This is a genomic window from Natronosalvus halobius, assembly GCF_024138145.1.
GTDB lineage: Archaea > Halobacteriota > Halobacteria > Halobacteriales > Natrialbaceae > Natronosalvus > Natronosalvus halobius.
Genome location: NZ_CP099997.1, coordinates 3253603 through 3273608, shown reverse-complemented (window position 1 = coordinate 3273608; position 20006 = coordinate 3253603). Strand labels below are relative to the sequence as shown.

At 61.8% G+C, this 20006-nt stretch carries 23 protein-coding genes and 4 pseudogenes; 9 read left to right on the top strand and 18 right to left on the bottom strand.

Features of this window, described 5'->3' with window-relative positions; all coding sequences use genetic code 11:
- Positions 1–31: 31 nt before the first annotated feature.
- Together NGM15_RS18770 and NGM15_RS15850 are read left to right on the top strand one after the other, a co-directional pair.
- Positions 32–154: a hypothetical protein gene (locus tag NGM15_RS18770; RefSeq protein WP_256498878.1), complete on the top strand. Its 123-nt coding sequence runs from the start codon at positions 32–34 to the stop codon at positions 152–154.
- Positions 154–651 (top strand): annotated as a pseudogene (locus tag NGM15_RS15850) (RNA-guided endonuclease InsQ/TnpB family protein); the annotation flags it as partial. The gene NGM15_RS18770 and the pseudogene NGM15_RS15850, both read left to right, overlap by 1 nt.
- 44 nt (positions 652–695) lie before the next feature.
- Here the strand turns inward: NGM15_RS15850 and NGM15_RS15845 are convergent.
- The 15 genes and pseudogenes from NGM15_RS15845 to NGM15_RS15770 form a co-directional block, all read right to left on the bottom strand.
- Entirely contained in the window at positions 696–1193 is a 498-nt protein-coding gene (locus NGM15_RS15845) for a type II toxin-antitoxin system VapC family toxin (protein WP_253433029.1), read from the bottom strand.
- 6 nt (positions 1194–1199) lie between these two features.
- Positions 1200–1511, bottom strand: a complete 312-nt coding sequence (locus tag NGM15_RS15840) for a hypothetical protein (RefSeq protein ID WP_253433026.1) — start codon at positions 1509–1511, stop codon at positions 1200–1202.
- A 381-nt stretch (positions 1512–1892) separates the two neighbouring features.
- Positions 1893–2402 carry a helix-turn-helix domain-containing protein gene (locus tag NGM15_RS15835; RefSeq protein WP_253433023.1) on the bottom strand — a complete coding sequence of 170 codons (510 nt, stop codon included), beginning with the start codon at positions 2400–2402 and terminating at the stop codon, positions 1893–1895.
- A gap of 383 nt (positions 2403–2785) precedes the next feature.
- Complete coding sequence (locus NGM15_RS15830; protein ID WP_253438157.1) at positions 2786–4453, bottom strand: bifunctional N(6)-L-threonylcarbamoyladenine synthase/serine/threonine protein kinase; 1668 nt, start codon at positions 4451–4453, stop codon at positions 2786–2788.
- A 199-nt stretch (positions 4454–4652) separates the two neighbouring features.
- Positions 4653–4787 (bottom strand): 30S ribosomal protein S27ae, encoded by a 135-nt coding sequence (locus NGM15_RS15825; RefSeq protein ID WP_253433020.1) that lies wholly within the window; start codon positions 4785–4787, stop codon positions 4653–4655.
- Between the two features lies 1 nt (position 4788).
- Positions 4789–5100, bottom strand: coding sequence for a 30S ribosomal protein S24e (locus NGM15_RS15820; protein ID WP_253433017.1), 312 nt, complete (start codon positions 5098–5100; stop codon positions 4789–4791).
- A gap of 439 nt (positions 5101–5539) precedes the next feature.
- Entirely contained in the window at positions 5540–6574 is a 1035-nt protein-coding gene (locus tag NGM15_RS15815; RefSeq protein ID WP_253433015.1) for a WD40/YVTN/BNR-like repeat-containing protein, read from the bottom strand.
- A gap of 101 nt (positions 6575–6675) precedes the next feature.
- On the bottom strand, positions 6676–7584 hold the full coding sequence (locus tag NGM15_RS15810; protein WP_253433012.1) for a hypothetical protein: 909 nt from the start codon (positions 7582–7584) through the stop codon (positions 6676–6678).
- 15 nt (positions 7585–7599) lie between these two features.
- Positions 7600–8730 (bottom strand): DUF4330 family protein, encoded by a 1131-nt coding sequence (locus tag NGM15_RS15805; protein WP_253433010.1) that lies wholly within the window; start codon positions 8728–8730, stop codon positions 7600–7602.
- A 199-nt stretch (positions 8731–8929) separates the two neighbouring features.
- On the bottom strand, positions 8930–9667 hold the full coding sequence (aglF, locus tag NGM15_RS15800) for a UTP--glucose-1-phosphate uridylyltransferase AglF (RefSeq protein WP_253433007.1): 738 nt from the start codon (positions 9665–9667) through the stop codon (positions 8930–8932).
- Positions 9668–9755: 88 nt separating this feature from the next.
- Positions 9756–9956, bottom strand: coding sequence for a hypothetical protein (locus NGM15_RS15795; protein ID WP_253433004.1), 201 nt, complete (start codon positions 9954–9956; stop codon positions 9756–9758).
- A pseudogene (locus NGM15_RS18965) lies at positions 9953–10256 on the bottom strand (UPF0175 family protein). Before NGM15_RS18965 ends, NGM15_RS15795 begins: the two are co-directional and overlap by 4 nt.
- Positions 10257–10357: 101 nt before the next feature.
- Entirely contained in the window at positions 10358–10843 is a 486-nt protein-coding gene (locus NGM15_RS15780) for a metal-dependent hydrolase (RefSeq protein WP_253433001.1), read from the bottom strand.
- Positions 10836–11345 (bottom strand): OB-like fold-containing membrane protein, encoded by a 510-nt coding sequence (locus NGM15_RS15775; protein WP_253432998.1) that lies wholly within the window; start codon positions 11343–11345, stop codon positions 10836–10838. The genes NGM15_RS15780 and NGM15_RS15775 overlap by 8 nt, the downstream gene beginning before the upstream one ends.
- 87 nt (positions 11346–11432) lie before the next feature.
- Positions 11433–11936, bottom strand: a complete 504-nt coding sequence (locus NGM15_RS15770) for a methyltransferase family protein (protein WP_253432995.1) — start codon at positions 11934–11936, stop codon at positions 11433–11435.
- Between the two features lie 208 nt (positions 11937–12144).
- On the opposite strand from NGM15_RS15770, the gene NGM15_RS15765 reads away from it, so the two are divergent.
- Positions 12145–12978, top strand: coding sequence for an SDR family NAD(P)-dependent oxidoreductase (locus tag NGM15_RS15765; RefSeq protein ID WP_253432992.1), 834 nt, complete (start codon positions 12145–12147; stop codon positions 12976–12978).
- A gap of 53 nt (positions 12979–13031) precedes the next feature.
- On the opposite strand, the gene NGM15_RS15760 is transcribed toward NGM15_RS15765, so the two are convergent.
- Complete coding sequence (locus tag NGM15_RS15760) at positions 13032–14252, bottom strand: RNA-guided endonuclease InsQ/TnpB family protein (protein ID WP_253432989.1); 1221 nt, start codon at positions 14250–14252, stop codon at positions 13032–13034.
- Entirely contained in the window at positions 14249–14371 is a 123-nt protein-coding gene (locus tag NGM15_RS18765) for a hypothetical protein (protein ID WP_256498877.1), read from the bottom strand. Before NGM15_RS18765 ends, NGM15_RS15760 begins: the two co-directional genes overlap by 4 nt.
- A gap of 215 nt (positions 14372–14586) precedes the next feature.
- Here NGM15_RS18765 and NGM15_RS15755 point away from each other — a divergent pair, with 215 nt between their 5' ends.
- The 6 genes and pseudogenes from NGM15_RS15755 (at position 14587) to NGM15_RS15730 (ending at position 19196) form a co-directional block, all read left to right on the top strand.
- Positions 14587–15438 carry an undecaprenyl-diphosphate phosphatase gene (locus tag NGM15_RS15755; RefSeq protein ID WP_253432986.1) on the top strand — a complete coding sequence of 284 codons (852 nt, stop codon included), beginning with the start codon at positions 14587–14589 and terminating at the stop codon, positions 15436–15438.
- A gap of 99 nt (positions 15439–15537) precedes the next feature.
- Positions 15538–16053 carry a winged helix-turn-helix domain-containing protein gene (locus tag NGM15_RS15750; RefSeq protein ID WP_253432983.1) on the top strand — a complete coding sequence of 172 codons (516 nt, stop codon included), beginning with the start codon at positions 15538–15540 and terminating at the stop codon, positions 16051–16053.
- The gene (locus NGM15_RS15745) at positions 16050–16496 is read left to right on the top strand and encodes a toxin-antitoxin system TumE family protein (protein ID WP_253432980.1); all 447 of its coding nucleotides are present in this window, start codon (positions 16050–16052) and stop codon (positions 16494–16496) included. Before NGM15_RS15750 ends, NGM15_RS15745 begins: the two co-directional genes overlap by 4 nt.
- Positions 16497–16645: 149 nt before the next feature.
- On the top strand, positions 16646–16972 hold the full coding sequence (locus tag NGM15_RS15740) for a TRAM domain-containing protein (RefSeq protein WP_253432978.1): 327 nt from the start codon (positions 16646–16648) through the stop codon (positions 16970–16972).
- Positions 16973–17116: 144 nt separating this feature from the next.
- Positions 17117–18643: a DUF7289 family protein gene (locus NGM15_RS15735; RefSeq protein ID WP_253432975.1), complete on the top strand. Its 1527-nt coding sequence runs from the start codon at positions 17117–17119 to the stop codon at positions 18641–18643.
- 181 nt (positions 18644–18824) lie between these two features.
- Positions 18825–19196: pseudogene (locus tag NGM15_RS15730) on the top strand (MarR family transcriptional regulator).
- Positions 19197–19481: 285 nt separating this feature from the next.
- Here the strand turns inward: NGM15_RS15730 and NGM15_RS15725 are convergent.
- Positions 19482–19912, bottom strand: a pseudogene (locus NGM15_RS15725) (zinc ribbon domain-containing protein); the annotation flags it as partial.
- Between the last annotated feature and the right edge of the window lie 94 nt (positions 19913–20006).

The following is a 20006-nucleotide window of genomic DNA, read 5'->3' as shown; positions in this document are numbered from 1 at the left end:
TTATGCGCATAAGTGCACATAATGCGCATATATGAGACGGAAGAACATCACCATTCGAGAGGACCAAGCCGAGTGGGTAGAGAATAACCATCTGAACCTCTCGTCGTTCGTCCGTGGCCAACTCGACGAACTCATTGAGGAACGTGAGACCTGATGTACTACGCCTACAAGTATCGCCTCGAGCCGTCCGACGCCCAATGCGAGGAGTTGGACCGCCACCGCGATATCTGTAGGCAACTGTACAATCATGCGCTTTACCGCTTCGAGCAAATCCCCGAGAGCGCAGGCACACTCAATCAGCGTGTTCGGTCCATCCGTGACGAAATTCCGTCTCTGAAAGACTGGTGGGATGGCCTCTCGGACGTATACTCAACAGTCCTGCAAACAGCGGTCATGCGAATCGAGTAGAACGTCACATCTCTTGGGGGACTCAAGCAGAACGGCTACGGCGTCGGGATGCTCAAGTGGAAGCCACCGCGCGAGTTCCGCAGTTTCACGTACACCCAGTCTGGCTTCAAGCTCGACAAGAAGGGCGGTCAGACTGTGCTGTCACTTTCGAAACTCGCGGACATACCAATCCGGCTCCACCGAGAGATTCCCGACGACGTCGCACTCAAGCAGGTCACGCTCAAAAAGGAGCCGTCAGGCGAGCGGGAGGGTGGGGTAGTTCACAGGAATCGGCCGCGAGGCGCTGCTCAGTTCTGGTTTCGATAGGGGAGTGTCGTCACATCGAACGCATCGTAGTGCTGGTCGTACGTAAGAATGTGATCGACCTCCAGTGCGTCCATGTGTGCTGCAACGACGAAATCAGTGAATGACGCATCTAGATCCGTCCACTCGACGAACGTTGCTTTGGCGGCATCGAAGACGGCCTCGGAGACATCTTCGAACTGGTAGAGCGTACTCTCGTCAAGTGTCGTGAGAAACGAGACCGCGTTCCGCATTGATGACTGCTTTTTCAACCGCGTTGCCGCCTTGTCAACGATGTGGTCGTTAACGATGAGCCGACGATAGGGAAGGTCACCATCGCGAACGAACGCCATGAACGCCCGCGAGACCGGATGCATCCGATCGCGGGGGTTGAACAGTGCATAGAGGAACTTCGGGCCAACGACGGCCTGGTGTCGAACGTGGCCAGGTCGGAAATGCTCGGCCGTGACCGTCCCAATCGGTGTGTCGACTGGCTCTGCCATGTGACGTCAGGATCGCGCGGATGGGTCGTCGGCGAGCGTGAACGATTCCTCGCTACCGTCCCACTTCTCAAGGAGATCATCTTCGTCGCGAGCGTCAGTTTCCGCCGACGTTGGAAGTGAGTCTTCCTCGAGTTCGTCGAGGACGGTGAACGCTCGGTCGTTTGGATCCGCTCGCTGTTGTCGTTCGACCCACTCGATGAGCGCCTCGTGCCCGGCCTCTTTGAGCGACAGCCCGTGTTCTCGAGCGAACTCACGAAACTGTTCGTATTCGTCCCCGGTCAACTCCGTCTGGACGTGCTTAGTGTCGTTGCTGCTCATAGGGATCACAGTTGTTACTCATCTCTACCCGCCCATGGAACAAAAGATGTTTGCATGTCTGGTCTCATGAGACCGGCTACAGATAGAAGGCAAGATAGCGCATTATCCACTAGAAGTTGAAATACGAAGCCAGAGCAGGCCACGAGTCGATCGATGAGTGCTCGATATCTGGGCCTCGAGGTGCTGTGCCTAACTGGGGGAAACGTCACAGTTCCCAGACGAACGCCGCAGCGAGTGCAGTGACGGCAACACAACGGTAACACATTGTAACGAGAACTAGCGGCTACCAGATAAGCGATGGAAACTCCCTGAAAACGTCGTTCCTGTGGCGTGTCGACGATAATCGGCAGATCGCTATCGCAGTCGCAGCGGTTGTGGGAGTTATAGTGAGTTGAGTCGAGGGAGGAACGCAGAAAGCAGTAAACCGAACGCGAGGTGTTGAACCATCGTCGCCTCGAGCGTCGCGCGTACGTGGTCCTCGTTCGAAATCGAGTATTCCTTCGTGCGGACCATTGGGTGCATCTCCAGGAAGGCCTCGTCCTCGAGATCGTGAAGCGCTGGATAGACGATGCCCGGGCTCAACTGGACGTCGAAATAGGTGGCTAGCGTAGAGAGGAGTTCCTTGCCGTTGGCCCCGTCGTGGAGGGTGACGAGCATCAGGAGGACCTCGTCGAGATTTTCTTTGAGAAGCGCGTCCTCGAACCGAACGTCGTCGGCAGGGAGGACGCTAACGACCTGCGCCATCATCTCCTCGAGGTCACGTTCGACCGCGGACTGGTGGCTTTCGTTACGGTCGACAGAGAGGGTGTTCGGTTCTGCCGCGGTATTCATCGATCCCTCGTTCGCCAATTTGCTGAGAATCGCGCCCGTGTGTTTCGTGTGATTACTCATGGGTGATCGCTCCTCGAGACTCGTGACCGGAAATCAAACCGTTGTTCGTTAATTGATTCATGAAATACAAGAATACATATACGTTGTACGCCAAAAGACAGACTAGCTTGCCTTGAAGGTATGCGAAGTGTACTCAATGGCTAGCATAGCAAAATCGAGTTGGCACAGCCACTGTTGGTGACAGACGGTTTGGGGGCGTATTCGCTGTACGGTACGGTGATAGTCAGCAGTGCGGGATACGGTTCTTCCCAGGCCGTTGGAAGGCTGACTCATCTCGAGTACAGAAAAGGACAATCTGACCGGTCGTGAACTACCCAATCCGCCTCAGCCTCGACTTCGGACTTGCGGCTCCGCTGTAGCCAGGGACCCCAGAACAATCTGAATCACTCCTTTTCGACGTACCGACCCCGGCGCTCGATCTCGCGGAGACGCTCGAGGACCGCCTCGTCCCCGGCCTCGCGGTAGCCCACCCGGAGTGCCTCCCTGAGCGGCTCGGGCTCGTCGGCCGTCCCGACCAGGCTCTGGTCGAAGACGTGGAGGTCCATCGCGTAGTCCTCCAGGTGGTCGGAGTGATAGCCCAGCCCGAAGTCGATCAGGTAGGTTCGGTCGGCGTCGACGCGCACGTTTCGCGTCGTCGGATCGCCGTGGACGAACCCCGCCTCGTGGATGGTTGCGAGCGACCGTCCAACGGATTCGACCCGGTCGATCGTCAGCGCTTTCTGTAAATCCTCGTCGCCGACGTACTCGAACTCGAGGGTCGCTTCCTGGTGGTCGACGTCGTGAACCACCGGCGTCGGGACGCCCGCCCGTCGAGCGTGGCTCGTCAGGCGTGCCTCGAGGGTGGTCCGCTCGCGTCGCAGGCGCGCATCGAGATCGGGGTGGCGGTAGCGTTTGGGGCGGCGACGCTTGCGGACGCGACCGGCCTCGGGCTCGAGAGTGACGACGGCTTCGGCGCCGCGAATCGTCGTCTCGCTCGCGGCTTCGTCGTCACTCTCGCTCGCGTCTCTGTATTCACCCTCGCTGTCCTCTTCATCTCTACTCTCGCCGCCATCGACTCCCCCGGCGACGGCCCGATCCGGTTCGTCGCTCCGCCAGGTGACCGGCACCTGGTCGGGTCGGAAGTCGGGATCGACGCGGGAGTCCGGAATCTCCAGGGTGTCGCCCGCGGCGTACATCTTCGCGCCGAGAACGGCGATCATCCCGGCGTTGTCGCCCAGGAATCGGGGCTGGGGGGCGTAGAACTCGGCACCACGGTCGGCACACATCGTCTCGAGCATCTCGCGGAGGCGGGCGTTGTGGCCGACGCCGCCCCCGAGGACGAGTTCGTCGCTGCCGGTGAGCGAGAGCGCGCGTTCGGCGACTTCGGTGAGCATCGCGAAGATGTGCTCCTGGAGGGAGAAACAGACGTCCTCGACGGCGTGGCCCTCGTCGACGGCGGCTTTCGCCGCGGACATGATCCCCGAAAAGGAGAAGTCCATCCCCTTGACGACGTACGGCAGGTCGACGTACTCGCCATCTTTCGCGGCTTCCTCGACCTTCGGGCCGCCGGGGTGAGACCAGCCGACGTGTCTGGTGAACTTGTCGATGGCGTTGCCGACGCCGGTGTCCATCGTCTCGCCCAGGACGCGGTAGCGCCCGTTGCGATAGGCGAGCAGGTGGGCGTTGGCCCCGCTAGCGTTCAGACACACGGGGTCGTCGAAGTCAGCCGCGTGGCGCCCGATTTCGAGGTGGGCGACCATGTGGTTGACGCCGACCAGGGGTACCTCGAGGGTGCCCGCGAGCGCCCGTGCAGCGGTGCCGACGACGCGCAGGCAGGGGCCGAGGCCGGGACCACGAGAGAAGGCGACGGCGTCGATCGGCGGCCGTTCGTCCGTCGTCTCGGCGGCGTGCTCGAGCACCGTCTCGACGACTCGCGGAATCGCGTCGTGCATGTGCTCGGCGGCCTCGCGGGGGTGGATGCCGCCGCTGTCGGGTTCGTAGGCGTCGGTCTCGATCACCACGTCGTCGCCGTCGTACAGGGCTGCACTCGCCGCCCACGCCGTGCCCTCGATGCCGAGGACCCGGGGTGGTCGGTCGTCAGTGAGTCCGGGGTCGGGGTCGGGGACGGAGTTGGTACTGGCGTCAGTGGCCGTCCTGGAGTCAGTGTCCGACTCGCTGGGGGCGTTCTGACTCACAGTCTGTGCTCCTCCCCTGTGAAAAATCGTGGTCGAGTACGGTTCGACACGGCGACGAGAGGCGACGCGAGCCGGCTTACGCCCACTCGGTGTAGCCGCACTTGCCACAGTGCTGGCGGTCGCCGTGGTCGGCGAGGAACGAGTCACCACAGCGCGGGCACTGTTCGCGTTCGACTTCGCCCTCGTCGTTGTAGAGTTCGTAGTGTGCCATCTCAGGCCTCCTCCGCTTCGACGTCGTTCTCGTCGGTGACGATCTTGTTGCGTTCGAGCATGTGATCCTGCTCGACCTCGGTAGCGTGGGCGGAGGTCTCGTAGACCTTCGCGTGGCCGACGGTCTTTCGCATGCCGAACTTGGTGTCGAGTTTGCGGATGACGACCTCGTCGGCGTCCTTGTTCATCTTCGCCGCGAGGCTGTCACGGACCTGCAGACGCGAGGGCGTCGCCTCATCGTGGGTCAGTTCGAACGTGACGTTCGTGCGGTGCAACATGGGATTTTCCTCCTCGGAGATGATGTCGACGTCCATGATATCACTCAGTTACTCTACTATGCCCGGGTAGCGCCTAAAAGGATTTCGAACCCGGGGGCGTGTCGGGCGGGCACACACTCGGCTCGAGCGACTACCCCCGACGAATCCGTTCCCAGACCCCGAAGTATCCCGTCGACTGATTGGATGGGATCGCTGGTCGCTTCGACGTTGATCGGATGAAGTCCCACCAGTTGTCCTCAGGTGATCGCAAAGAATCCTGAAATAGCCAATTTTGAAATAGCCTATTTCAGGATAGGCTAGCCGGAAGTATTGATTACCATCGAGAGTAGGTAGATGTATAGAAGACTTCGTTGGTAGGGAAGCCGAACTCTCACGTTTTCGAGGATGTTACGAGCCCGAAGATGCCGAAATGGTCGTCATCGCTGAGTGGCGCCGGTTGATCTGTAACCAATGCCGTAAGAGCTAGCAATCGCCGTTACGCGACGACAGCCAGCCCGCGCGGCGTTTTGGACTCCTCGCCATCCCAGTCGGTCTCGAGCACCGACCAGGAATCGCCGAAGTCCCGTGAGACGAAGCAGCCGGCGTTGCTGACGGCGTAGATCGACCCCGAACACTCGTCGAAGATCGTCCGAACGACCCCCTTTCCCATCGGGAGACCGCGGTCGTCGAGGCGCTCCCAGTCGGCATCCGGGCCCGGTTTGCGGTAGGCGTAGGCCTTCGCCTGCGAGGCCGTGTGCGCGCTCGAGGCGCCGCTGGCACTCGAGAGGAGCACCCGGTCGGGATCCTCGGGATGGGGGACGACCGACCAGCAGTAGCGATGCTCGAGGCCCGACTGCGGGTGACTCCAGGTCTCGCCGCCGTCGTCGCTCTGGGCGTAGCCGTCGCCCGCCGCGGTGTACACCCGACCCGCCATATCGGGATGGGTCGCGAGGCTGTGATTGTCAATCCGCGAGCCTTCGGGGCGCTCCTGCCAGCTATCCCGGGCTTCGTCGCGGATGACGAACGCCCCCGCTTCGATCCCCACGTAGAGCCGGTCGGAATCGTGGGGGTCGACTTCGAGCCAGCGCACGTGGTGGGTGTGCGGGCGCGGAGGGAAGTACCACTCCTCCTCGGAGGGGAGGTCGACCAGCCCCTCGAGGTGCGTCCAGGTGTCGCCGCCATCGTCGGAGCGATAGACGCGGCTGGGTTCGGTGCCCGCGTAGACGACGTCGGGATCGTGGGGACTGACCGTCGCCGCCATGACCGCGTCGCTAGCGAAGTCCGTCTCGAGTGCGTCGAAGGAGTCCCCGCCGTCGGTCGAGCGAAAGAGGCCGTCCTCGAACGTGCCGACGAAGACCCGGTCCGGGGCGTCGGGCGAGACGGCGACGCATTCGAGATCGTAGCCCTCTAGGCGAGTCGACTGTGCCCACTCGCCATCGCCGCCGTCCTCGCCGTCGTCGTCGCCAGTGCCACCGGAATCGTCTCGAGAGACCAGCAGTCGATTCGGGAGCGCCGTGTAGACGGTCGTCATGTGGTGGAATACGACCTCGAGAGACACAAACGTTCCCGTCGGCGCGCATTCCGTGACCGCCGAAGCGGCCAAGAAGCCGATCCCGTCGCGATACCGGCGAGTTACTCGAGGCGACGACTTTCGCGCTCGTCCTCGCGCTCGTCCGACATCCTGGACGACGAGTCGTCAGCTGACCGTTCGGGTGGTTCCGGCGGCTCGAACGCCGCGCGAAGGAGGGCGGCGGTTCGCGTCGAGCGCAGGTCCTCGAGGGTCGTGGTCGAACGCGTGCCAATGGTCGCGGCGAGGGCGAGCAGTCCGTGCACGACGGCGAGTGGTGCGGTGATCGCGCCGGTCGCCGTCAACAGGAGGAGACTCGAGAGCAACGCTGGAAGGAGACACAGACTCAGGATACGGATCGGACGAGCGCTGAATCGGTTGGTTGTCGAGCGGACACTCGACGCGACACTCGACGTCGGGAGTCCGGCGGTGGCCAGCACAATGACACGGTCGAGGACCACAAAAACGGGCCCGACCGTCCTGGTCTCGCGCAGGTCGATGACGATCACCTCGGGGTCGGGTTCGGCCGTGAGCCAGCGATAGATTCCCGAGGAGGTCGCGTACCCCGCCGAAACGGTTGCCGCGGCCACGACGCGAGCGGAGCGACCAGCGCGAGTGAAAACGCCCTGTATTGCTCGAGCGCGGGACGCGACGACCGACGTCTCGGTGGCCCGGGTGACGGCCGAGCGGGGTTCGTTCGTCGTCACGGGTTCGTTTGCCGTTCGGGGTTCCGCGGCTTCGAGCGACTCGTCGACGCCAGTCGAGGTGTCCGCCGTAGTGTCGCGTTCGTTCTGTCGGCTAACGGGTTCGACGGGGGAGGCCTGTTCGTCTAGACTCGAAGACGACGAACCGAGACGGCCGCCTATCGAGGCGAGCGACGAGTGGGCGAACGCCGTCTCGAGCGTCCGGCGACTCCGCTCGAGGATGGACGCGACGTGCGAACGTTCGCGGGCGGTTCGAAGTGAGTCGAGCATCGGCCTGGGAGAGCGTTATCGATCGAGGTCCGTAACCTCGGCGGTGACGATGACGGTGCCGAAGTCGAGGACGATCGTCTCGCCCTCCCGGAGCGGTTCGCCGTGGAACCGGAGTCCGGATTCGGTTTCCCGTCCCTCGAGGGTGAGTTCGAGCGTGAGATCGAGGTTCCGTGGATGGTCGCGTTCGTAGATGTTGCCGTCCTCGCTCTCGAGGATGACTGACGCGGGTTCGGATCCGACGGCATCGATCGTCGCGACCGTCTCGCCGCGTTCGGTTTCGGTCATGCCAGCCTCGAGGCCGTTGGCGACCTCGGGCCTGACGTTGTCGATCTTTGCCGTGACGCTCACGGTCGTCTCCTCGCCGGACTCGTCGAGTGCCCCTCGTCGCGTGACGTTCCCCGTGATCTCGTAGGCGTCGGTTCGGACGGGGATCGTCGAGCCGAGCACGACCCGCTGACTGCCGAGCGTCGGTCCGGAGCCGGTGTCGATCGTCCTGGCGGTGAGCCCGACGACCACGCGGCGCTGATCGTCGCTCGCGACGTGGGTCTGGACCGTTTCGACGGTCGCAACCGTGTCCCCAGCGACGCGATAGGTGTCGCCTTCGGCGATCTCGTCGGCGGTCGCGGTCGGAACGATCGTCTCCAGGACGAGTTGCGTCTCGTTCACCGGAAGGCTCGTCTCCTCGCCACCCACCGATCGGACCTCGCCCTCGGTCGTGTAGTCGAGCGTGTCGATCGTCACGGTCTGGCCCACGTGCAGGCGCTCACCGTCGAATTGGAAGACGCGGTCGTCCCGCTGGTCGTCCTCGACGAGTTGCCCGTTGAGTTCGGCCCGGATCACGACGGACGCGCCACCGGCGCGGTCCTCGCCGCCACCGGGTGCTGACCGATAGACGTCGGTCACGGTGAGGTTGTCGCTACTCCCTTCGAGGTACATGACGTCGCCCTCCGAGATCTGTTCGGCGACGTGTTCGGATTGAGTACCGAGGTCGATCGTCGCATAGCGGGTTTCCGGTTCGGCATCGCCCGTGAGCACGCCGACAACGGCGAGGCCGGCCACGACGACGGCCAGCAAGACCAGGACGACGAGTGCGTCGACGACGTTGACGCGGCCAAAGAGGTTGCCCTCGTCGTCGATCAACTCCATACGTCAGCCACCACGATCATATTTCTGGCAAGGCCGACGCTGGACTATAGCTGTTGTCATGTAGCGGTCGATGCAGGACGTGGAGAGTGCGTTCTTGACCCAGCGGTCGCGGTAGCGTTTGCTGGCGTCTCGAGGCGAAGGCGAGGAACGTTGATCACTGGCTGCCGGCGACTCGGAACGGGGTCGAGTAGCGCTGCTCTCAGGCGGCTGGCGTCTCGAGGTCGTCTTCCTCGCGAATCCGTTCCTCCGCGGCGTCCCGGTCCTCGGGGTAGCCGATGTCGGCCCGCCAACCGTCCAATCGGATGGCGTCGATGGTCCGTCCGGACTGGATCAGCAGGTCGATGGCCTCGCTAATTTCGTACTCGTCGCGGGCCGAGGGCTGGACGAGGTGACAGGCGTGGAAGATCGCCGGCGTAAACGTATAGAAGCCCGTCATCACGAGGTTCGACGGCGGCTCCTCCGGCTTTTCGATCACGTCGGTGATCTCACCGTACTTGTTGGTGTCACAGACCCCGTAGCGAGAAGCTTTCTCCCAGGGAACTTCCTCGACGAGAAACGCGGCATCGGCACGCTGTTCGCGCTGTCGATTGACGACGTCGCTGAGGTTCGCCCGGAAGATGTTGTCCCCGAGGATCAACATGAAGTCGCCGTCGACGTGTTCCTCGACGGTGAGGAGGGCGTGGGCCAGCCCCTTCTGTTCGCGCTGGTGGGTGTACGTGATCGGGACGTCCTGGAAGTCGTCGCCGTAGTGTTCGATGATCTGCTCTTTCTCGTAGCCGACGACGACGATCAGTTCGTCGGCACCGAGGTCGACGACCTGCTCGAGGCAATGAGTGAGAATCGGTTTGCCAGCGACCTCGACCATACCCTTCGGTTTGTCGTCGGTTAGTGGCCGCAAACGAGTGCCTTTCCCGGCCGCGAGAACGACTGCTTGCATGACATCAATGAATTAGGTCCGGTCACAAATACTTTCTTGCTCGACCTGGCGATGGGCGTGCTGTAGAAGAACGATGCCGATTCCGTGTTTACTCCCTGTTGGCAGTATTTTCGATGCGTTCGTTCGCCGTGTCCCGAAGTTCGGCAGTCATGTGAAGGCCGTGTTCGTCGACACGTTCGACGATTCGTTTGGCCTCGCTTTCGGTCAATCCCTCATCGACCGCGGTGACGACCACGCCGATCGTCCCGAGGGAGATGAGCGTCGTCGCATCGAGATAGATGACGGTCATAACTCCCGTGCACTATCGATGTCGGAAACGAGATCATCTGGTGAAAGGTGTGACGTGAGATTCCGGTCACGAGCGATTTCGAGCCATCGTGCAACGGTCACGCCGGCAACCCTGTCAGCCTGATTCGTCGAGAGTTCTCCGGTCTGGTACTGTTCTACTGCGAGACGAATTCGAATGTCAGAGAGCCCCCTCTCGAAGCGCCTTTCGAATAACGGGGCTCTTGTCCTCGTCGAGAAGTGCCGCCACTTCCTCCAGGTTTTCCTCGTCCTCGTCGGGAATTCGGGCGCTGATCGACGACATCGTATACATAGTACTACGTCGTAGTACAACATTGCTCCGACGGTCTCTCGGGGGCTTTTTCATCGATTTCGCGACGACGGAGACACACGTCAGGCCCGTTCTCAAAACCCGAACGAGCGGTCCATCCACCAGACGGCCGTGGCCACGACGATCGCCGAAAAGAGAACGATCGGCTCCGAGGAGACGTACAGGTTCGGCGACGGATGACGGTACCAGCTGAGCGGATACAGCCAGACCCCCGAGAATCCGTCGGCGTACACTTTCAGCGCGTCGAGAGCGAGGTGAGAGAGCGCCCCCGCGAACAGCATACCGAACGCGCGCCGGTGGTCGTGACGGAAGCAAAGTGTGCCTGCTACAGCGAGGAGGACGACACCACCCAGAGTGTGGATCGCGTCGAACTCGAGGGGGACGCCGAGCGCGGCTTCGGTGGCGGTGTCGGAGACGATCAGTTCGATCCGGTTGAGATCGGGCAAGAGCGAGCCGACGAGGCCGACGGCGAGCCAGCGCCGCGTGAGCCACTCGAGGCGCCACCCCAGGACGGTGAAACACGCGTAGGCGACGAGGACGTGTGCGAGGAGGTCAGCCATCGTCGGTCACCCCCTGGCTCTCGCGGTCGCGATGACGGGGCTCGAAGCCGACGCGAGCGACGTCCACCCGCCAGTGTCGGAGGAAGTAGCCGGCGACGAGGAGACCGCCGAGAAGGGAGACGAGGTGTTTGTACCGCGTCCTGGACGGGTTCGCGTTGACGACGACGACCTCGTCCGGCGTCATCGTTTGATCGGCCTCCAGGACGCCGTAGACCTGGACGACGCCGCCAGGTTCGACGGGGGTAGAGCCGTGGACCGTCAGTTCGAGGACGACGTCGTCGGCGTCGTTGGTCACGTGGACGACGAGCGCGTCGTCCTCGACCGCGTGGACCTCTCCGAAGAGGAGGATCCGCTCACCGGTGTAGTCGTCGACGTTCCCCTCGAGTTGGTCGCCCGTCGGGTGGGGCCAGTTCTCGTCGTACGTCGCCCCGTAGTGGACCGCGAGTCCGACGGCTGCGAGGAGACAGACGGTGAGGAGCCCGAGGCGGACCGCGGTGTGCATCGTCTCGGTCGAGTCGTGGCCGATACTTCGTCGTTTCGCTCCTGGCCGGTGTCCTGCGGGTCACTCGAGTGCCTGCCGTGGAGGCAGCTAGTCGTTCTCGAGCGAGCGGGGATCAGGAAACCACCGGGGGACGCGTTCGCAGTACTCCGCGTAGGCGTCGCCGTGCTTCTCGAGCAGGTGGGGCTCTTCGTACTCGAGGATTCGACGGTGAAAGCCGAGCCAGCAGACGAGCGTCCACCAGAGGACGTGGAGCGATTTGAACCGAACGGCCTGGCCGCCCAGAAGGAGGACCACGCCGACGTACATGGGATTTCGTGTGTACGCGTAGACGCCGCCCGTAACGAGGGTCGCCGGTTCGTCATTCGGTGCGGGCGTTCCGTCACCCTCGGTCGAGAACTGCAGCGCCGTGTAGAGGTACAGGAGCCCTCCGGCGATGAGAGACAGCTTGCCGACGGTTCGGGCGGCCGGCGAGTCGAGCGTCGGGGACTCTCTGTCGTATCGGGCGAGCACTCGGGGTACGAGTTCGACGACCGTTCCGGGGACGACAACGGTGAAGACGGCGGTTTTCAGGAGTGTATACGGTGACGTCATTACCTGGAACTACGGGTGCTTCGGGGAAAACGATGGAGGCAGACGGCGCGAACACTGTGAACAGATGTTGGGAACGATCGAGCAGAGGGTCCGGCTCGGCAGTGCGAGTGGCGACGGATTCCGTGGCGGCCTTCGTTCGTACGCGGAACGAACCGAATCACCCAAATCACTATACACGTCTCGATGGACAGTATCGACCGAGACAACCATGAAAGGGTTAGCCGGGAAGACGGCACTCGTCACCGGAGCGGGATCGGGAATCGGGCGGGCGTCTGCACGGCGTTTCGCCGACGAAGGCGCCAACGTCGTCGTCGCCGATATCGTCGAATCGAGCGCCCGCGAGACCGTCGACCTGATCGAAGCCGCCGGTGGCGACGCGACCTTCGTCGAGGTGGACGTCTCCGACCTCGCGTCGGTCCAGCGGATGGTCGACGTCGCAGTCGACACCTACGGGAGCCTCGACTTCGCGCACAACAACGCGGGGATCCTCACCGGCTTCTCTGGAGCAGCGGAGTTGACCGAGGAGAAATGGGACAAACTGTTAGACATCAACCTGAAGGGGGTCTGGGCGTGTATGCGAGCCGAACTCCCCGTCATGGAAGCACAGGGCCACGGCGCGATCGTCAACACGACCTCCGAGGCGGGCCTGGTCGGGATGGGTGGCCTCGCCAGCTATTCGGCCAGCAAACACGGCGTCGTCGGTCTCACGAAGTCGGTCGCGCTCGAGTACGCCAGCCGCGGCATCCGGGTCAACGCCATCGCCCCCGGGCCGACGAAGACGAACATCCAGTCGGGGATGCTGGGCATCGCCGCCGGTTCGCAGTCGCTGCTGGATCGAGTCCGGATGGCGATCGGGATGGTGCGAATGGCGATCTGGACGCTTCGGGCCGAGTTCGATACCTCGGCGATGCGGGACGTCCCGATGGACCGCATCGCCGAACCCGAGGAGATGGCGGGTGCGGTCGCCTTCCTCTGTTCGTCCGACGCGTCGTACATCACGGGACACACGATCCCCATCGACGGTGGGCAGGCGGCCGACTGATTTCGGGTCACTGGAATGTGGTCGTCCGAACGGAGAATGTGAACTACTCCACCCTACCGCTCGCCTGACGGCTCGCGCTTGAGGGTGGGGCTTCCTGTTTCCACGACGCGCTTTGCAGATACGGGCGTATCCACAGGGAGCGCAGTCTCCACAGGCGTTGGTTCGGAGCGTCCCACTCCTAATTTCTTGATACCGCGAGAAAGGATGTTCCACGCCGCGTTCGCGTCTCTATCCGCCTCGAACCCACACGCCAGACACGAGTGTTCGCGCACCCACAGCGGCTTCTCCGTCGAAACGCCGCAGGACGCACACTCTTTCGTCGTTCCGCGCGGATTCACCGCGACGAAGTGCGTTCCTTCGCGTTCGCACTTGTATTCGAGCATCCGCAGGAACGTCCCCCACGCCGCGCCAGCGCGGTTTCGAGAGTTGCCCGGCAGTTCGACCAACCCAGCGGCGTCCAAGTCCTCCACCGCCACGAGGTCGTACTCCTGAGCGTAGTAGTTCGAGAGTTTATGAAGGAAGTCACGGCGCTTGCGTTTCAGGTCGGCGTGACATTCAGCCACGACGCGGCGCTGTTCCTCCCAATTCGCGGAGCCGTGTTCCTTCCGTGAGAGGTCGCGCTGGGCGCGTTCCAACCGCTCGCGTTCATCGGATAAGTCGAGAGATTCGACGGCGATCCCGTCAGTGTCGTGGGTGTACTTGAGAATCCCCACGTCGATACCGACGCACTTCTCGGGTTTCTCCGGCTTCTCCGGCGGGTCATCCGGTGTCTCGACGCCGAGGATGGCGTACCACTTCCCGATGGGTTCCTGCTTGACCGTGACGGTCTTGATTTCGGCGTCGTCGGGAAGATCACGGTGGAAGGTGAGCGGGATTTCTCCGAGTTTCGAGAGCCACAGTCGGGTCCGACCGCTCGTGGTCTTGAGCTTGAAGCCGGATTGACTGTAGGTGAAACTGCGGTACTCGCCCGGTGCCTTCCAGTTGAGCGTCCCGACGCGGTGGCCGTTCTCTTTCCGTCCGCGAAGCGTCGAGAGGTTGTCGTACAACCGCTGAACGACCTTCTGAAGCACTTTCGAGTGAACGCTTTTCAGGTCGTTCCACCACTTCTTGAGGCTCGGCAAGAGTTTCTGTTCGCTGTATATCGAGGTTTCGTCGGTGCGGTTGAGTCGGTGGAGGAAGTGGTTGTAGACCTGTCTACAGGTATCGACAGTCCACGCTAACTGCGCTTCGAGAGCGTCGGACGGTCGGAGTCGATACCTGTAATTGTAGTTCACGAGCGTTCTTCGATGAGTTCGTCAAGTTTCTCCTGGACGAACGACGAGAGGTTGAGGTGGTTCTCCTCGACCCACTCAGCTTGGTCGTCGCGGAGAGAGATGTTCTTGCGCGTGGCCACACCACAATATACACAAACTACACAAATAAGGGTTGTGATTGCATGGGCCTGTGGGCCGAGCGGTGGACGTGTTTGATACTCGTGCGGCGCTGTATCCCCTCCCTACTCGCTCCCTTCGGTCGCTCCTTGAGGAAGGGGCCTTAGCGCCTCAATTCAGGTAAACGGAACAGAGAATGTAAACGGTCTTGTGTGTCCACTCGAGAGTCAGCCACGACATGGGGGCGTTCGTTGCCGTCGCGGAGTCGGACCTCGAGTTGCTCGTCGCGATTCTCGCCGGGATCGTCCAGGGCGTCGTCGAGTGGCTGCCGGTCTCCAGTCAGGGCAACCTCTCGCTCTTTCTGACCCTCGTCGGCACCGACCCCGGCGTGGCGCTCCAGCTGGCGCTGTTCTTGCAGGTCGGGACGACCCTCTCGGCGGCGACGTACTATCGCGAGGAGATTTGGGTGGCGCTCGAGTCGGTGCCCGGGTGGCGACCCGACCAGGCCTACGAGGGCGAGAACGCGCTCGCCTCCTACATCGTGCTTGCTTCGATGATGACCGGCCTGGTAGGGATTCCGCTGTATATCTTCGCCGTCGATTTTGCGGGCCAGCTGACGGGTGGGGTGTTCATCGGCCTGATCGGCGTCCTCCTGATTCTGACTGGGGTAATTCAGTTGCGCCTCGAGTCCGTCTCGATGGGCACCCGCGAGGAGCCGACGCTGGTGGATTCGATCCTGGTGGGCGCCGTCCAGGGCCTCGCCATCCTGCCCGGGATTTCACGTTCGGGGATGACCACGAGCGCCCTGTTGTTCCGGAGTTACGAGCCGCCTGCGGCGTTTCGGCTGTCGTTTTTGTTGTCGATTCCGGCGAGTCTCGGCGCGGCGGCGCTGACGATGGTCGGCGCTGGTGGGCTGCCCGGGATTGCGCCCGTGCCAGCTGTAGTCGCGCTGGTGGTGAGCGGGATCGTGGGGTACCTGACCATCGACGCCCTCATGCGAGTCGTCGAGCGAGTGCCCTTCTGGGCGGTCTGTTTCGGTCTCGGCGGATTGGCGATTGTCGGCGGGACGGTCGTTTCCGTGATAGTCTAGATACGATCCCGCGATCGCGTGAACGCAGCTGCTCGAGGCCACGGAAAAAGAATTATTTTCTGAGGAAACTATTTGTCCTCCCGAGTCGTACGTGAGACTATGACTGAGGAGACGTGGAACGACCTCAACAAGCACGTCAAAGCGAAGTGGAAGGCCGAGACGACGCCGTTCGAACGCGTCTACGAGGTCGTCGAACAGACCCACGACGGACAGTCAGCGGCCGACATCGCCGAGCGAGCGCTCGTTAGCGAGCCGACGGCGCGTCGCCACTGTAAGGCGCTCGTCAACACTGGCTTTGCCGAAGCCGAGCAGGAGGGGCGATCGACGATCTACAAACGGAACGCCGACCGTGTACTCATGACCCGTATTCGCGAGCTTCGACGCGAAACGACTCGTGAGGAGTTGCTCGACGGCATCAAACGGATGAAACGGGAGATTCGCCGGTACGAAGACCAGTACGACGTCGTTTCGCCCGAGGAACTCGCACGTGAACTCGACGCCGACGATGGGCAGGGATGGGAGGACCTGAGTACGTGGCGCACCACTCGGCAGAACCTCTCTATCGCACAGGCGGCCCTCGCATACAGCGAGGCGAGCCAGCAGCTCACTGCATGACAGGGGCTGATCGCGCCGGCGAGTTCGGTCCGATCTACCTTCCCGCGCTTCGACGGATTCGCGACCTCTGGCGCACGCTCGAGCCGCTCGTCGACGAGACGTCCTACGATGATCCCATCGCTCCGACCGAACTCCACATCGAACTTGGTGACGGGATCGGAGCAGCTGACGGCGCGCGTCTCGATGTCCAGTGGAGCGAGCGCGGAATGTATTCGTTCCACTACGTCGACACCGATGAAGTCAACTGGCGATTCGATCGCCATCCCAATACCCACTCTCCCGAGAAACACTTCCATCCACCTGTTCAGGGTGTGACCGCAGAGCCCTCGTGTATTACCGTCGAGGAGGTGTCACTCGTCACACGGGCAGTCCACGCAATGTGGCGAGCCGCCTACGATCATGGTGACGAAAGTCGATTAAATTCATTTACCAATCCGCCGTGAGCGTAGCAGTGGAATCCGGTTATGGTCTCGATTTGCTCGAGCACCTCGCCGAGAACAGGGATTGGCCAGAAGTACCGATCTACGGGCGAGCACAGAGACGCTTCGAGGAATGAACGACCTTTTTGCTCCTGGCTCTCGACAGTGGTGGCGTGGGACGTTATCTACCAGGCGAACACGAGACGTTCATCAAATGTGATACGCCGAGGTGCGGCGCGAACAACGCGCCTGAAGGCACGCCAGCGTACGATACGGAGTGCTGGCGATGTGGCGAACCCCTCGGTGGAAAGCCCGAACCGGGCGACGAACTAACCGTCGACATCGTCGACGAGAAGCCCGACGGGACGCTCGTGTGCAAGACTGACGGTGGATTCGTTCTCTTTCTCGAGGAAGAAGTGATGGGCATCCAGGCGACCGTCCGCGTGACCGAGGTCGAAGGGACCGCCGGGCAGGCAGAACTCGTCGATCCGGATTCGTAGTTAGGTCGGTGCGTCGCTCGAGCGTCCTGGACAGTCCATTTGGCCGCCTACCCGTGTTACCCCGTCGGTTAGGCAACCCATTCGATTTGCAGAATGTTAAACTCGCCATAATGTGTATGTATACCACCGTTGGGCTGACACGCCATGGGGCGTGCACAGACGGAGGTTCTCGGGGTCGTTCTCCTCTTTGGGATGGTACTGGTGGGAGCAACGGCGATTGCGACGGTGGGAGTCAGCGGGTTAGAGCTAGTGCAAGACGAAGCCGAGACAGAGCGGGATCGCCTCGAGATGCAGACGGTCGCCCACGAGATTGCCTCGCTGGGTGAAGGCGATCGCCAGGCAGTCGGCCTCGAGGAACCGTACGACCGGGTCGAGGGTGGGCGGCTCGTCATCACGGTGGACGGCCAGGAGGCATACAACGAGTCGATGGGGCGACTGGTGACCGACGACCTGGTGTACGAAGGCGGCCTCGTGGTGCAGGATGGTCGAGCAATCGGACAGCCGGCCGTCGAGACGCACGCTCGGTCGACGCAGGTCACGGTGCCGCGACTTGCCGGCGAGCGGTTTTCTGGCGACCTCGAGCGGACGGGGACGACGGCGATTCGGGTCGATGATCCGACCGCCAACGTGACCCTCACCGTTCACAGCGAGTACGCGCCGGCCTGGTACGAGGCGCTCGAAGGGAGCGGTGATGCGCGGCTGGTCGATGCTGAGACCGTCGAGGTGGTCTTCGAAGGGGGGAACGCGCCACGGCCGCCGACCGTTTCCTCGGCGATCGCGTTCGGCGAGACAGGGGGTGTGACGGTCGGCGAGATCGACCGCCTGCAGGTCGACAGCTACGTCTCCTCGGCGGGGGCCTATGGTGGTGGCAATCGCGGGGCCAACGCGACGATTCGCTCGCCGAACGCGCTCGACTTTGCGGCAGGCGGTGGGGGCACAGTCGACCTGCAGATCGAACGTGCCATCTCCAGTGAGTCGATCAATCCCGGCCCCTGGCTCGAGGACGACCAGGTCGTCGAGTACGCCGACAACGTCTCCGTGCCGGTGCCCACGGGCGACGTCATCGCCGCACAGGAGTCGACCCAGGGCGCCCAGCTCGGAACGTCGGACCTGACTCCCCTCGAAGCCGGCGGGTCGTACCACACGAGCGACGACCTCGAGGTTAGGGATGAGACCCTCCGCCTGGCCGATGATACCTCGCTGTTCGTCGCTGGCAATCTCACCCTCGAGAACACGACGATCGTCGCCGAAGAGGATCTCCGGGTGTATGTGACCGGCAATCTCGACCTAGGCGATGACGTCCGGATCGAAACTGCCGGCAACCCCCATCGGGCGTCCGCCGTGCAGGTCTTCGCCGTCGGTGATATCCAGGCGGGCGAAGAACGACGGGGCGAACGCGCCGAGCCCGATACTATCTCACTAACGGGGTACATCCACGCTTCCGAATCGACCCTGTACATGCACGGCGAACTCGAACTGTACGGCGCGCTGGCCATTGGCGACGTCCAGAATACGGGGTCGGCCCAAACGGGCGATCTGATCGTCCACTACGACGAGGAACTCGTCGACACGCACGTGTATGTCCAGGACAGCGCTCCGTCGATGGACGCCGCGTACACCCGTGAGGCCTACTACCTCCGGTTCGTGATCCCCGAGATCGACACGGCGTGAGCACTCCTTTGCAGGTAAATTACTCATGGCTCGATACCCGCCGACGTCATCGCTTTCAGTGGTTACGTGGATTTCAAATCTAACACCCTACATACTAGACATCGTATCCCGTTTACCCCTCTCGTCGGATAGGTACACCACAAGCGACCAGCTTCACGCTGGACATCGTATCCCGTTTACCATGTCCATCGATCAAGCCACCTTCGAGAATGCGAGCGACGGTGAACTCGAGGACGTTTCCACTTCGGATTAGGTTCTTGGGTTTCTTGTGGCACACGAGGACTATGCGTTCAAAGCAAGCGAAATTGCCTCCCAGACTGGCCCTGGAGAAGGCGCAGTCAGTACCGCGCTCTCGCGGTTGAAAGACCGTGTCTTGGTCGAACACAAGGTGACGTACTGGGCGGTTGCCGGCGGCGCCCATCACCTTGACGGTTACACGAGCTACGAATGGGCGACGGCCCTGTTCAACGAGTACTTCGGTGAGGAAGACAGAGACGGCTATCTCAAACACATCCCTAGCGAGCCACATCCGAGCGTGGAGAGCGAGCGGTGATAGCCGAGAGCACCTCCTCTACTCGTCTAGCGGAGTCACATCCGCTTGATTCTACGAGAAGACGCCGATAAATCACTATACATTGCGATTTCAACCATTAGAACGATGCATTTGAAGTGGAGTTTCGAAGGTGGGGAGGGAGGCTACGAGATTGAAAATCAGATGTTAGAGATAGTATCAGTTGAGGGTTTGATATCCCCCTGCGCTGAAGCGCGAGGATCCCGGGTCAAGCGAATCGAAGATTCGCGTCCCTCGCAAATCTCCGATTTGTTCAGTGTTGAGATATTACGGTTTGCAACCGGCCTGTTCGCTCGGTGCGAAATGCCCCGAGGTTTGATTGAACAGGTAGGCTACTGACCGTGCCAACCGACCGTTACCCTATCCTCCGTCGGAGGACTCTGAGTTATCCTGCTTCTGATGTTCACCGCACTGTTTACATCCGCGTTCATTACCACGCCGCACAAATCACAGACGTATAACCTACGCTCTACACGATTCGCATCACGCTTGCGCCCACAACACGAACACGTCTTCGACGTATCTCGCTCCGAAACACAGTCAACGAGGGTGCTGTGTTCCTCGGCCTTGTATTCGAGCAAGTTCGTGAAGCAGTCAAACTCCCACCCGTGGAGTTTCTTGTTTCTACTCCGACCTCAGTTCCGAGACTCGCCATTCTCGTTCTTACGAATCTCGCTCAGGTCGCCAACAGCAATTTTTCGTGGATGCAGAGACAGTGCCATCATCCTCTTGGCCATTCCGAACCGTGCTAGTGGTACTTACCGGCCGAAATGGATTTGATAGTCCCCATAA